This window comes from Amycolatopsis sp. NPDC049868 (assembly GCF_044461365.1).
Lineage (GTDB): Bacteria > Actinomycetota > Actinomycetes > Mycobacteriales > Pseudonocardiaceae > Amycolatopsis.
On the sequence record NZ_JBITKV010000001.1, the window covers coordinates 1 to 13,594 of the forward strand.

The window sequence follows — 13,594 nt, forward strand, 5'->3', positions numbered from 1 at the left end:
AAGGGCTTCGCGTACATGATGGACGGTGTCGAGGTCGGCCGGGTCAACGTCGCCGCCCGCGCCTGCGGCATCGCGATCCGCGCGTTCGAACTCGCGGTGGAGTACGCCCAGCAGCGCAAGACCTTCGGCAAGGCGATCGCCGAGCACCAGGCGATCGCGTTCAAGCTCGCCGAAATGGCCACCAAGGTCGAGGCCGCGCACCTGATGATGGTGAACGCCGCCCGCCTCAAGGACTCCGGCGAACGCAACGACGTCGAAGCCGGCATGGCGAAGCTGATCGCCAGCGAGTACTGCGCCGAGGTCACCCAGGACTCGTTCCGCATCCATGGCGGCTACGGCTACTCCAAGGAGTACGAGATCGAGCGCCTCATGCGCGAGGCGCCGTTCCTGCTCATCGGCGAAGGCACCAGCGAGATCCAGAAGACCATCATCAGCCGCGGCCTGCTTCGCGAGAAGGACACGCACGCGTGACGCGAACCGAATTACTGCAACCGGAACCGGCGCAGGCACTGGCCGCGCTGCTGGACGTCCCGGTCCCCGATCTCGAACAGGGCCTACCTCTGTTGTGGCACTGGATCTACTTGCTCGACCGGCCCGCGCAGGCGGATCTGGGGCAGGACGGGCACCCGGTCCGCAACACCGTTGTCGCGCCGCCCGGACCGGGGCGCCGCCGGATGTGGGCAGGCGGCCGGGTACACACACTCGGACCGTTGCGGTGCGGCGAACCGGCCACCAGGCACAGCGAAGTCCTGTCCTTGACCGAGAAGCAAGGCCGCACAGGGACACTGACGATCGCTGTCGTGGGTCATGAGATCCGGCAAGGCGGGCGACTGGTCGTCGAGGAGGAACAGGACATCGTCTACCGCGATGCCGATTCCACCGTCCCGGCCGGCGGCGACAACGGACCGGAGCGACCACCAGCGGACGGCGAGTGGTCCGTCTCCATTTCACCCACGCTGCTGTTCCGCTTCTCCGCCTTGACCTACAACGCACACCGCATCCACTACGACCGCGGCTACGCCTCCGATGTGGAGGGCTATCCGGGCCTGGTCGTCCACGGCCCGCTACAGGCGCTGGCGATGGCCGAGACCGCCCGGGCGCGGGGTTGGAACGGCAACCAGTACTTCGACTACCGGCTGATCGCGCCCTTGTTCGACCACCAGGGCCTCGTGGCCTCCGCGACCGCGGAGGGCGATGCGCTCACCACGGCCGTACGGGACCTCCACGGTCGCCAGACCGCCACCGGAACGTTGCGGAGTGCCGAAAATGGCCATTGACATCGCGAATGCCCGGACATTGTTGTTCGCACCAGGGCACCGTCCCGACCGCTTCGCCAAAGCCGCGGCCAGCGGCGCGGACGCCGTGGTGCTGGATCTCGAAGACGCCGTCGGGACCGAATCGAAAGAGCAAGCCCGCGCGCATGTGCGCACTTGGCTGAGCCAAGGACATCGAGCACTCGTTCGCATCAACGCCCCCGCAACACCCTGGCACGCAGACGATCTCGGACTGATCCGCGAATTCGATTGCCCGGTGATGCTGCCTAAAGCCGAAGACCCGTCCCACGTCGACGGCCTGTCCGCAGTCGTCCCGCTCCTGGAAACCGCACTCGGAATCGCACAAGCGGTCGCCGTGTGCTCCGCGCCTGGAGTCATCCGCCCAGCCTTCGGCAGCGTCGATCTCGCCGCGCAACTGGGCGTCGACCACCGCTCGCATGAGGCGCTGCGATACGCCCGCTCGTCGATCGTCCTCGCCGCGGCGGCCGCGGGATGCGCCGCACCCATCGACGGCGTGACCACCGCGCTGCACGACGAAGCCACCCTCCGGGCGGACCTCGACGAGGCGGTCACCATCGGGTACACCGGGAAGCTCTGCGTCCACCCGAACCAGATCGGCGTCGCCAACCGCCGCCTGGGCCCCACCGACGCGGAGATCGAGTGGGCAAGGTCGGTGCTGACCGGCTCGACCAACGATTCCGTGACCGTCCACGATGGTGAAATGATCGACCGGCCGGTACTGCTGCGAGCGCGAGCGATCCTCGCCCGCGCGTGAATATCCACGAAGTGACCAGCCTGTCGACGTCAGGGCTCTCGCGGAACTGCGCGCCGTGATCCGCCCGGCACTGCACCGATCGCGCAGCGGATCGGCATCGCATTGCTGGACGAGCCGCTACGACCAGCGCTGGGAATCCGACGCGCGCCGTGGAAACTGCGCGCCACTGTCCATCGGATTCCGGCTGCGTACGCGGATCGTGCGGTGGATGTCGCCACGCGTCACGAGCATCTTCACCCCGGTGGTCCGACGAGGTCACATCCGGACGGGTACACAGTCGACGACCTCGGCCCCCGCACCGACGCCTCGCTCCGACACGTCCAGGGAGCGACCGACAGGTGGGCGGTCCTCGGTGGAAGTAGCCGGCGGGGCCAGGTCCTCGATGCGGGCCGGCCGAAGTCAGCGACTACTGCGAGCTGTCAGCCGTCGGCCTTCTTCTTCCGCGGAGCCCGTTTACGCACCGGCTTCACGACAGCTTCTTCCACAGGCTCTGGCTCGGCATCGCCCGCCTTATCGTCGAACGCTTCGTAGATCTCCTTCGGGATCCGCCCGCGATCGGCGATGGCGTAGCCACTCGCAGCCGCCCAGGCACGCACCTGCTGGTTGCGCTCACGGTCGGCCGGCGTAGTGGCGCGTCCATTTCCCTCCGCCGTCGACTGGCCGGCGGCCACCCGAAGCTTGCGCCCGCCGGTGCGCGTGCCGGCCTCGATGTAGCGCGCGAGCTCGCCACGCAGTGCCTCGGCGTTCTCGTCCGAAAGGTCGATCTCGTACTGCACGCCGTCGAGCCCGAAGGGCACCGTCTGCGCCGCTTCACCACCGTCGAGATCATCGACGATCTCGACCCTAACCTTCTGAGCCATCCATACAGCCTTTCGCCAAGTCGAGCAGTGCCCGTGCGCGTGTGCGACAGCCGCGAGCCTAACTGTCCTTCACCACATTGGCGGTATGACACTCGGCGTCGGCACGACTCGACTTTCTCCCGCCTGACCCAGATTTCTCAGCACCCGCATGCAGCAAGCGAGATGACGTTCCGGTCACGCGGCGCAGCCGCCCGTAACGACCCGCCGCTACCGGGCGAACTGTCCAGCAATTACGGACACGGTTGCTGACCTGCGGCAAGGAGGAACAATGGCCAGTGATGCCGAGCGTGACGAACTCGTGCCGATCCCGTGGGAACAGCTCGCGCCATACCTGTCCGTGGTCGTCATCGAGGCCACGGCGGACGATCCGGCTTTGACATTCGGCGCGGTGATACGTGAGCTGAAGAAGACCTCCGCCGTGCGGGGCAGGAAGCGTACTGTGCTCGTGGCCTCGGACGAAGCCGTGGCAGCCGACGAGCGGCGGTTCGCCGGTATCGGCACCTTGGCGGATGTGGGGGTCGACCAGCTTGCCGGGCTGATCAACGAGGTGAGCGCGGCACCGAGCTGGATCAGCGAGCACTCGGACTTCCTGAACAAGACCTACGATCTCAGCTTGGTCGTGCGCCGCGGCAACCTGCTCGCGGTCAAGCCGGATGAGCGCTCGGTGAACCGGTTCCAGACCTGGGTCGACAAGTCGCCCAAACTCGCTCGCAGAATCTCGCCGCTCGTTCTCGAGTGCACCTTTCTGATGGGTCGGGCTCGAGGACTCTGGCTGCAGAGCGCGACAGGGCGAAGCGCCCACCGCCCCGACGCGAAGACCAGCGTGGGCATCGACCTCAAGGAGACGCTCAACGTCTTCGCCGACAGCGGCTACTCGCTCGGCTCGGCGCGGTGTGAGCTTCCGTCCGATCTCGAGCTCGACCTCCTGAAGGGCACGATCGGTGCCACGGTCAGGTCTTCGCAGCTCTGGCTGAAGCCCATGCAGGACATGCAGGAGTTCCTCGGCACCGTGTGCGAGGTCTTCGATCTCCTCGAGAAGGTCACCGCGGACGAAGCCGGCATCATCGAAGCGTTCCCCGAGCTCGCCCGGGATGTGACGGATCTTTCCGAAGTCCACGGAGCGTACGACGTGGCCGCGATAGACATCGATCACCTTCCGCTCGCCGACGTCGCCGGCGACGAAACCCATGATGCGGCAGAAATCCTGCAGAACGCCGCGATTCATGTCGTACCCGGTTCCAGGACGGCCGGCTTCAAGCTCCGGATCGGTCTCGATGGCGTGGAAGGTGGAGTCGTCTCGGTCACGCCACACGCCAAACCCCACGGCTTCTACCTCGACATGGGGCCTGTAGGCGAGTCTTCCAACTATCCGATCGCCAAGCCCGTCCTCAATGCTTTGAGGGAGACGGATCTTCTCACCGTCTTCTACGAGTCAGGCCACGTGTACTCCCGAGGCCGGATCTCCAAGAAGAATTCCGCGATATTCCCTTTCAAGAACTGGAAATTCGAGCCCTTCACCGGATATGACGTCGAAACCGAAAAACCTCACGGCCACCTCTCCACCAGGAGGATCCACGAAAGCATCGGCGACGCAGATGAGAACTCACTGTTCAAGTGGGTGATCACCAACTTTCCCGATGGTTGGATGATCTGCGATGACGGCTCAGGAGAGTCGGCCGATTTCCTCCAGATCACCCCGGACGGAACACTGAGGTTCTTCCACGTCAAGGGCGCGGACAGCAAGTCGACCGGGCGCAGGGTTTCCGCCGCGGCTTACGAGATCGTCGCCAGCCAAGCATCGAAGAACCTCGTGTTCATGGACAAAGATCGGTTGGCTGCCCACCTGAAAACAACCGATGCGAGCTTCAAGGCGAGTTGGGTAGACGGCAAGCGAGCGGAAGGCAGGGCCGAGTTCATCGATATGCTCCTCGCCCGAAGCGAAGACGATGGCCGCGAGGTCATCATCGTGCAGCCTCACCTCATGGAGGCGAAATTCAAGAAACTGCGCGAGATGAAACCCGGCGCGAAGCCGACTCAAGACCTTTTACGCTTGCAACGGCTTGAAACACTGCTTAACTCGGCGCGTTCATCCGTAGTGAACTCGAACGCCGAACTGTGGGTCATCGGGAGCAATGACATTTAGAATGTGCCTCGGCATAGGGACTACCGAAGCCGCTGATTCCGAGGATGGGGTTCGCGCCCGGGCGGTATCTGCCACCATCGTCCGGTGTCGCCGTACCGGCCATGTCCCGCCCCGGGTTCGTGAAGACTTGGAACACGGGGTAGTGGCACTGGCCCCTTACGAGACCACAGACCTGTCGACCGCTCCCTGGTCCACAATCCGCCCGTCGAGTAGCACCGCAGTGCGGGAGCAAGCGAACCGGACGACGTCGATGTCGTGCGAGATGAACAGGTAGCTCAACCCCAGCGCAGCCTGCAGGTCCAGCAGCAAGTTGAGGATCTGGGCCTGCACCGAGAGGTCCAGCGCGCTGGTCGGCTCGTCGCAAACGATCAGTTCCGGTTCGCCCACCAGCGCCCGCGCGATGGCGACCCGCTGCAATTGGCCGCCGGACAGCTCCCCCGGGCGGCGGCCGACGGTGGACCGTGGCATGCCGACCTGCGCCAGTACCTCAGTCACCCTGGCATCGGCGTCCTTTCTGGACATACCGCGGACAAGGCGCAGCGGCTCGGTGAGCGTTCCTCCGACGGAACGGGACGGGTTGAGCGAGCCGTGCGGGTCCTGGAACACCATCTGAAGCTGACCGCTGAGCTCCCGGCGGCGGCGGGCGCCCGCGTGGGTGATGTCCTCGCCGTGGAAGAGGATCCGGCCCGAGGCGACCCGGACCAGCCCTACGATCGCCCGGCCGATGGTCGACTTCCCCGAACCGGAGCCGCCGACGAGGCCCACTGTCTCCCCTTGCCGCACAGTGAGATTCACCCCGTTCACCGCGGTCACGGGATGCCCGCGCCGCCGTCCCCGGTAGTGGACGTGAAGGTGCTGAAGTTCAAGCAGACGCACGGTCACGATGATCTCCTCCAGGGAGTTCGGCGTGGTGGATACAGCGGGTGTGATGGCCGGCGATGGGCTGCAACACCGGAATCGGCCCCTCGGTGCATTCGGCCGTGGCGCGCCTGCACCGGGGAGCGAAATGGCAGCCGCGTGGCCAAGCCGATGGTTCGGGAACCGAACCCGGGATCGCCGCCAGTCTGCCTCCCGGCGTCGCACGGCCCGGCAGCGCGCCGAGAAGCCCGTCGGTGTAGGGATGCAGCGGTAGTCCGACGAGTTCGCCGACATGGCTCGATTCGACGATTTGCCCGGCGTACATGACGTACGCCCGGTGGCACAGCGTGGTGACCACCTTCCAGTCGTGGGCAACGAGCAGGATCGACATCCCGCGCTCGGCCTGAAGCCGCCGGAGGAGACCGAGGATCTCCGTCTGATTGCCGACATCGAGCGCGGTAGTCGGTTCGTCGGCGATGAGCAGATCCGGTTCCCCCGCGAGGGCAATGGCGATGCCGACACGTTGCGCCATCCCGCCGGACAGTTCGTGCGGATAGCGCCGTGCGACCTGCTCAGGCTCGGGCAGGTTCACGTCCCGCAGCAGATCCAGCACCTGGGCGCGGACCGCCTGCCGTGTCCCTCCGTGACGGCGCCGCACCAGTTCGCCGACTTGCTGGGCCACCGTGAACACCGGATCGAGGCTGTTCGCGGGATCCTGGGAGATCAACGCGATCCGCGTTCCGCGCAGCCGTCGCAGGTCGGGCCCGCTCAACCGGGTCAGATCCATCCCGTCGAAGACGATGACTCCGGTGGTGACAAAGCCGCCATGGGGAAGCAGGCCGAGTACGGCGCGGGCGGTGATCGACTTGCCGCAGCCCGATTCGCCGACCAGCCCGACGGTCTCCCCTGCGCCGATCTCCAGATGGACGTTCTCGACGAGGTTGTACTCGCCGTGGAAGCCGAGCAGGGACACCGTCACGTCCCGCAACTCCAGGAGGGCCGGTGACGGCGTAAGTGCCGCCAGACCCGCAGGTGACATGGTGCGCTTGGCCCGCCGGGGTGGTGTTGGCGGCGGAGCGGTCCGGCCGGCGGTCGCGTCACGGACGACATCCCCGATCAGGCCGAACGCGAGGATCGCCAGCCCGAGCACGACACCGGGCGGGATCAGCAGCCACGCCTGCCGGTCGACGACCGCCGCCGCTTCGGCGATCATGTCCCCCCAGGTCGGTTGCGGCGGCTGCGCGCCGAAGCCGAGGTAGCTCAACCCCGCGTCAATGAGCAGCGCCCCACCGGCCAGCAGGGAGATCTGCACGATGATCGTGCCCGCAACCCGCGGGAGGACATGCCGGACGACGATCTGCGCGGGGCGGAGCCCGCACACCCGTGCCGCCGCGATGTACTGCTCCTCCCGGACGGCCAGCGTCGCACCACGTACGACCCTGGCGAGCCCGGGGGAGACGAGAACGCCGAGGGCGATCATCACGATCGTCTGGTGCTCGCCGACCACCGCGAGCACGACGAGCAGGATCATGATCACCGGGATCGCCAGCATCACGTCGACGGTCACGGTGAACACCCGGTCGAACAGGCCGCCGAGGAAACCGGCGGCGATTCCACTGATGACCCCGACCGCGAGCACGGTGAGCACCACGATCGCCGCGTGTACGAGACTGACCTGACCGCCGTACATGATCCTCGTCAGCACGTCCCTGCCCAGCGCGTCCGTACCCAGCGGATGCGCCGCGGTCGGCCCCGACAGCACGTGGTCCAGATCCGTCGCCGTCGGGCTGTACGGGGCGAGCACGGGCGCCAGCGCTGAACCGAGTACGAGCAGCGTCAGGTATCCGATGGGCAGGAACGTGAGTGGCTTGCGCGTCATACGCTTCGTGGCCTCGGTCACCGCACACGCACCTTGGGGTTGAGCCGGCCGTAAGCGAGATCCACGAGTAGGTTGACCGCGACGACGATCAAAGTGAACACGACCACGACGCCTTGGATCATCCGGATGTCGTGGTTCGCGGTCGCTTGGACGGCGAGCCCGCCGAGACCGGGCATCGCGAACACCGATTCGACGAACACGGTCCCGCTGAGCAGCCCGATGAAGGTAAGGCCGACCAACGTCACCACCGGGATGGCCGCGTTGCGCAAAGCGTGCCGGAACACGATCGACGATTCGGACACCCCGTTGGCCCGCAACGCTGTCACGTAACCGCGGGAGAGGGTTTCCAGCATCGCGTCACGGGTCTGTTTGGCGAACACCGCCGTCCCCGGCAGGGCGAGGGTGGCGACCGGAAGCACCAGACTGCGCGCCCAGCCGCCGGGCGACGCGCCGAGCGCCACGTATCCGGTCGCGGGCAGGATCCGGATGGTGACCGCGAACAGCGTCACCATGGTGAGCGCGAACCAGAAGCTGGGCAACGCGTAGCCGACCAGGGAGAGCACGTCGACGGACCGACCGATGCGCCCACCGCGGACCGCGCTCACGACGCCGAGCAGCACGCCGGCGAGGGTCGTGATCACCGTCGCGCAGGCGATGAGCGAAAGCGTGACCGGCAGCCGGTTGGCGATCTCCTGCTCGACGTCCAGTCCGCTGATCGGCGACGAACCGAGATCGCCGCCGAGCGCCTGCTGGAGCCAATACCAGTACTGCGTCAGGATCGGCTGGTCGAGTCCGAGCTGGTGGCGCAACTGTTCGTGCGCTTCCGGGCTGTAGTGCTCGCCGAGGATCGTCTGGGCGAGGTCCCCCGGCGCGGCCGACTGCAACAGGAACGCGGCCAGCGAGACGACGAAGACGAGCACCACCGAGATCACCAGCCGGCGAGCGATCAGCCGGAGCACGGCACACCACCGCGAAGACCCCGCTGTTCGGCGATGAACCGGCGGTACCAGTGGTAGGACGTCTTGGGGGTGCGGGCTAGCGTGGCGAAGTCCACGTGCACCAAGCCGAAGCGCGGCCGGTAGCCGTGCTCCCATTCGAGATTGTCCAGCAGCGACCAGACGTGGTAGCCACGGATGTCCATCCCGGCGTCGATCGCGCGCAGGATCTGTCTGAGACAGGCCCGAAGGTAGGCGATTCGCCGGAGATCCTTGACCGAGCCGGTGACGTCGGGTTCGTCGAGCCCCGGCATGCCGTTCTCGGTGATGTGGATCGGCGGGAGCGCCGGATAGCTTTCGCGCAGCCAGGAGAAGAGCCTGCCGAACGCGCTGGGCGCGACCGGCCAGCCGAGCATGTTCCTGCCCACCCCGGGAAAGTCGGTGCGGGTGTAGCCGAACACACCGGCGCCGCCATCCGCGATCCGGGAGGGGGCATACCAATTGATGCCGAGGAAGTCGATCGGCGCGACGATGAGCGCGTGGTCCGCCGGGTCGCAGTCCACCACCGGTGCGCCATCGACCTCGGGATAGTGCATAAGCAGCAACGGATCGAGGAACAACCGGTCCTCGTAGGCCTCCGCACGGGCGGCCGCCGCCCGATCCTCCACCGTGTCGCTCGCCGGGGTCATCCCCGAGAGGTTGAGGCTGATCCCGATCTCGCCGCCTCTGTCGGCCGCACGCAGCCTGGGGACGGCGAGCCCATGTGCCAGCAGAAGATGATGCGCCATCCGCAGGGCGCGCCGCCGCCGCTCCCCGGCGCTCAGGGACGACGAAGCCCTCAGGGCGAGTTCCGAGTGGATGACCGAAAGCGGTTCGTTCAGCGTGACCCAGCGGGTCACGCGATCCCCGAGCCGCTCGGCGACACCTTCGGCGTACTCGGCGAAGAAGCCGGCCATGTCCCGGTTCGCCCACCCACCCGTGTCTTCGAGAGCCTGGGGATGATCCCAGTGGTACAACGTCAGCATCGGTTCGATCCCGCGGTTCAGCAGGCCGTCCACGAGACGGTCGTAGAAGTCGAGCCCGGCGGAGTTCCAGCGGCCGCGGCCGTCCGGCCGCACTCTCGGCCAGGAAACCGAGAATCGGTAGCTGGTCAGGCCGAGTTCCCGCATGAGTTCGAGGTCCGTATCCAGCCGGTGGTAGTGGTCGCAGGCCACGTCGCCGGTGGCGCCGCCCGAGATTCCGCCGTCACGATGGCCTCGGGTGTCCCAAGTGGACGGTCCCTTGCCGTCCTCGTCCCACGCGCCTTCGATCTGAAACGCCGAGGTCGCGGCACCCCAGCTGAAACCCGCCGGGAACCGGGTGTCCACTCCGGTCATCGCTCCCTCCCTCCTGCGGATGCTCATTTCGCCGGTTGCCAGGCGGTGATACTCGGGAACGGTTTGCCCGGTATCGCGTTCACCTCGACCGTGTCACGGTGGAACAGGAACTGCGGGCTCAGGCAGATCGGAAGGAACCACGCCAGTTCGACGACCCGGCGGACGATCCGGCGGTCGAGTTCAGCCCTGGTCGCCTCGTCCGCGGCCGCCGCCTGACGGTCGAGTTGTTCCAGTTCGGGATCGGAGCTGCGGAACGGGTTCATGCCGATCGCGTCGCGCAGCCACAGCCCGCGGCCCATGTAATAGACCGGTTGCACGCCCCAGCCCATGCTCGACGCCGGGAACTCGGTGAGCGCGGTTTTCGCCGCGGACGGCTCGCGTGTCGTGAGCTGGATGGTCACCCCGATTTTTTCGAGATCGGAACCGATGGCTTGGGCGATGTTCGCGAAGAAGTCGGGGGCCGAGGGAAGCACGACCGGAAGCGAGAAGCCTTGGGCGAAGCCTGCTTCGGCGAGCAGCTGACGAGCTCGTCCAGGATCGTGGGTGTAGAAATTTTTGTCGGTGAAGCCGTCCTCGCCGGGGGCGGCCGGTTGTTCGGTGGGGACGCCGTATTCCCCGAGTAGGGCCGTGGTGATCTTGACCCGGTCGACGGCGAAGTTGAGCGCCTGCCGCACCCGGATGTCACCGAGCGGGGCGCTGAGCGTCCCGGCCCGGTCGTTGAGCTGAAGCCCCATCATGATGTTCGGGCTCGCGGCGAGGCGCAATCCGGCGGCTTTCGCCCCGCCCGCGATGGTGTAACTGCCGAGCACGACATCGACCTGCCCGGTCTTCAGCGCGGCGAGCGCGGTGCTCTCGTTCGGCAGAACCTTGATGGTGATCTTCTCGTAGCGCCGAGCCGACGCGTTCCAGTAGCCAGGGTTGGGGCCGAAGGTGTAGTGGTCGTTGGCGACGGTCTCTCCGGGAAGGAGGGTGTACGGCCCGGCACCGAAGGTACGGTTGGCGAGATCCGCGCCGCCGGTGACCGCCGCCGGGCTGATCACATCGCCGGCGAGGAGATCCTGGGTGAACAGCGACGGCAGCAGGGGATGTGGCTCGGACAGGGTCATCCGAAGGACCAGTGGCCCGTCGGGTTCGAGGGTCTCGATCGGGGCGAGGAAGGCTGCGGCCTGGCCTGCCGCCGCACGGAAGTGCTCAATACTCGCTTTGAGCCCTTCCGACGTCAGCGGAGAACCGTCGCTGAAGGTCACGCCTTCCCGGAGCGTTATCTCGAAGGCCTTGTTCCCGGTGCCGAGATAGCGCCATGCCTTGGCGAGTGCGGGCTGGTAGGAGCCGTCCGATGCCCGGTAGATGAGGGGTTCGTAGGCCGGTTGCAGATAGAGCTGGGATTCGCCGCCCGCCTTGGCCGGATCGAGGCTGACGGGTGGCCAGTACTGGCCGACGCGCAGGACGGTGGCCACAGGAGCGGAACCGGGGGAACCGGCGCAAGCACCGGTGGCCAGACCCGCGGCCAGCGCCAGCCCGCCCAGGGTGAAGTCGCGCCGGGAAAGCTTCGCGAACGCGGACATGGGAGTACCCTCTTCGTTGGGGAACAAGGATTTCTGATCAGGCGTGCCAGTGCCGGTCGAGCAGGCGCGCGCCGTTGCACTCCACCATCCCGGTGGCATCGAGGGTGGTCGGCGTGACGTTCACTTCCGCCTCGACGATGATCCGTTCACCGCTCGCGAGGCTGACGGTTCCTTCGATGCGCCCGGTGACGGTCGAATCCTCCGGGGCGAGCCGGTGAGCGGTGGCCGCAATCTCCTGATCCACCACCATCGACAGTTTCCGGCCGGGTACGTCGTCCGGCCGTATCTCGTTGCGGCCACCCAGCCGCAGGGTCACCTTGTCGTTCAGCAGGTCCTGGGTGACCTCCCAGAAGGCCCGCCGTCCGTTCTCGCCGTCTTCCTCATCGGACGGTCCGGCCTGTTCCGGCGCCGAGTATCCGATCTCCTCGCCAGGTTCCGTGGCCACCGGCAGGTAGAGGGTTTCCGCTTCCGGCAGGTCAGCTTCGGGCGGGAACATCGGCCAGACGCGCGGGAAGTCGCCCGGTGCCACAACGATGCGGATCCGGTGCCCGGCCGCGACCTCGTAGGTGGTCGGGGTCAACGGGATCCGCGCCCGTTCGGTGGCCTCGGACGCGACCTCGAGTCCCGCGCAGATCAGGAAGGAGCGGCCTGCGGCGTCGACGTCCGCCAGTTTGACCGAGACGCGTGGCCACGGTCGGACGAGCTCGACTTCGGGACGGCCGCCGATCAGAACCGGTTCCTCCAGAGGAGCGGAGGTGTAGCAGAGACTGTGAGAGTCGTCGTCGTGCTGGTCGAACGGGAGCCCGTACTGCCCGGCGGGTGTCGACCAGAGCCCGGATTGCAGGCCCACCGCCGGATCGAGGGCGACGGGTTCAGTGCGGAGCCAGGAGCTCAGGTCTTCGGTTCGAGGCGTGGCCCCGGGCGGCCAAGACCCGAAGCCGAGCCAGCGTGGCCGATTCCCCTGGACGTAGGCGCTGACAGGTGGCGTGTCGTCCACCGGCATGGATTCGGGTTTCAGCCACTGGTCCCACCAAGACCGAGCCATACCAAGGAAATCGATTGGGGTGAATGGGCATTCTTGTGGCATTACGTGCATCCAGGGGCCAGCGATGAGTTTTTTGTTTCCCTGCATGCGTTCGTAGGCGCGGATCATGCCGTCAACGAAGAGGTCCCGCCAGCCGGCGACGCACAACGCGGGCACCTCGATCGCCGACGCGTCGACCTCGCGGTCGGACCAGACGACGGCTCCCGGACCGTGCCGGTAGAGGTCGAGCAGGTACGGCGGTGCCGCGAGACGGCGTCTCCAGCGTGCCTGTTCCTTCGGATCGGCGAAATCGTCGACCGGCGGGAGGAGCTGATTGAACAGCGTCCCGAGAGCCCAGGCACCGAGGGGTGAGAACGCGCCGCGCGAACCGCCGGGGTGGACGAAGTCCCGGCTAGGGTCCGACAGTCCTTCGATGGCGATGATCGCCCGCAGTTCCGGCGGCCGCCGCGCGGCCGTGCGCATCGTGGTCAGCGCGCCGTACGAACCACCCCACATGCCCACCGATCCCGAGCACCACGGTTGCGCGGTGGCCCAGCGGATGGCGTCGAGCGCGTCGTCGGCTTCCGCCGGATCGAACGGCGGACGCTGGACGCCGTCGGAGGAGCCGGTGCCCAGCAGGTCGATGAGCAGCGACGCGTAGCCATGGGCGGCGAACCAGCGTTCGGTGGGCGAGCCGGTCAGCGCCGTGATGTCGCGCCGGTAGGGCAACGCGGTGATCAGCACCGGCACGTCGCCGACGTCCTTCGGGAGGAACAGATCGCCGGACAGGGTCACCCCGGGGTCCCGCGTGGGGATCCGAACGTCCCGTTCGACCACGACCTCGTACAGACGGTCGATCTCCGTGCGTGCGGGCATCGCCACCTCCGCTGCTCCACCCACAGTGG

11 protein-coding genes are annotated in these 13,594 nt (G+C 67.0%); 4 read left to right on the forward strand and 7 right to left on the reverse strand.

What is annotated here, in order from left to right; translation table 11 throughout:
- From ACIBTM_RS00005 to ACIBTM_RS00015, 3 genes are all read left to right on the forward strand, one after another.
- Positions 1-471, forward strand: a 471-nt coding sequence (locus tag ACIBTM_RS00005) for an acyl-CoA dehydrogenase family protein (protein WP_395873950.1), incomplete at its 5' end; no start/stop codon positions are given.
- A complete protein-coding gene (locus ACIBTM_RS00010; RefSeq protein WP_395873952.1) occupies positions 468-1,277 on the forward strand; it encodes a MaoC family dehydratase N-terminal domain-containing protein in 810 nt (269 codons plus the stop codon). The genes ACIBTM_RS00005 and ACIBTM_RS00010, both read left to right, overlap by 4 nt.
- Positions 1,267-2,049: an HpcH/HpaI aldolase/citrate lyase family protein gene (locus tag ACIBTM_RS00015; protein ID WP_395873954.1), complete on the forward strand. Its 783-nt coding sequence runs from the start codon at positions 1,267-1,269 to the stop codon at positions 2,047-2,049. The genes ACIBTM_RS00010 and ACIBTM_RS00015 overlap by 11 nt, the downstream gene beginning before the upstream one ends.
- 419 nt (positions 2,050-2,468) lie before the next feature.
- Here ACIBTM_RS00015 and ACIBTM_RS00020 read toward each other — a convergent pair whose 3' ends face one another.
- Entirely contained in the window at positions 2,469-2,909 is a 441-nt protein-coding gene (locus ACIBTM_RS00020) for an Lsr2 family protein (RefSeq protein WP_395873956.1), read from the reverse strand.
- 268 nt (positions 2,910-3,177) lie between these two features.
- Between ACIBTM_RS00020 and ACIBTM_RS00025 the strand changes: the two genes are divergently transcribed.
- A complete protein-coding gene (locus ACIBTM_RS00025; RefSeq protein ID WP_395873958.1) occupies positions 3,178-5,052 on the forward strand; it encodes a hypothetical protein in 1,875 nt (624 codons plus the stop codon).
- Between the two features lie 156 nt (positions 5,053-5,208).
- On the opposite strand, the gene ACIBTM_RS00030 is transcribed toward ACIBTM_RS00025, so the two are convergent.
- The 6 genes from ACIBTM_RS00030 to ACIBTM_RS00055 are packed head-to-tail and all read right to left on the reverse strand — an operon-like array spanning position 5,209 to position 13,565.
- The gene (locus ACIBTM_RS00030; protein WP_395873960.1) at positions 5,209-5,934 is read right to left on the reverse strand and encodes an ABC transporter ATP-binding protein; all 726 of its coding nucleotides are present in this window, start codon (positions 5,932-5,934) and stop codon (positions 5,209-5,211) included.
- Positions 5,915-7,810 (reverse strand): dipeptide/oligopeptide/nickel ABC transporter permease/ATP-binding protein, encoded by a 1,896-nt coding sequence (locus ACIBTM_RS00035; RefSeq protein ID WP_395873962.1) that lies wholly within the window; start codon positions 7,808-7,810, stop codon positions 5,915-5,917. The genes ACIBTM_RS00030 and ACIBTM_RS00035 overlap by 20 nt, the downstream gene beginning before the upstream one ends.
- Entirely contained in the window at positions 7,807-8,748 is a 942-nt protein-coding gene (locus ACIBTM_RS00040) for an ABC transporter permease (RefSeq protein WP_395873964.1), read from the reverse strand. The genes ACIBTM_RS00035 and ACIBTM_RS00040 overlap by 4 nt, the downstream gene beginning before the upstream one ends.
- Positions 8,736-10,100, reverse strand: a complete 1,365-nt coding sequence (locus ACIBTM_RS00045) for a GH1 family beta-glucosidase (protein WP_395873966.1) — start codon at positions 10,098-10,100, stop codon at positions 8,736-8,738. The genes ACIBTM_RS00040 and ACIBTM_RS00045 overlap by 13 nt, the downstream gene beginning before the upstream one ends.
- Positions 10,101-10,123: 23 nt before the next feature.
- The gene (locus ACIBTM_RS00050; RefSeq protein ID WP_395873968.1) at positions 10,124-11,665 is read right to left on the reverse strand and encodes an ABC transporter substrate-binding protein; all 1,542 of its coding nucleotides are present in this window, start codon (positions 11,663-11,665) and stop codon (positions 10,124-10,126) included.
- 37 nt (positions 11,666-11,702) lie between these two features.
- Positions 11,703-13,565: a CocE/NonD family hydrolase gene (locus tag ACIBTM_RS00055; RefSeq protein WP_395873970.1), complete on the reverse strand. Its 1,863-nt coding sequence runs from the start codon at positions 13,563-13,565 to the stop codon at positions 11,703-11,705.
- Positions 13,566-13,594 lie beyond the last annotated feature (29 nt).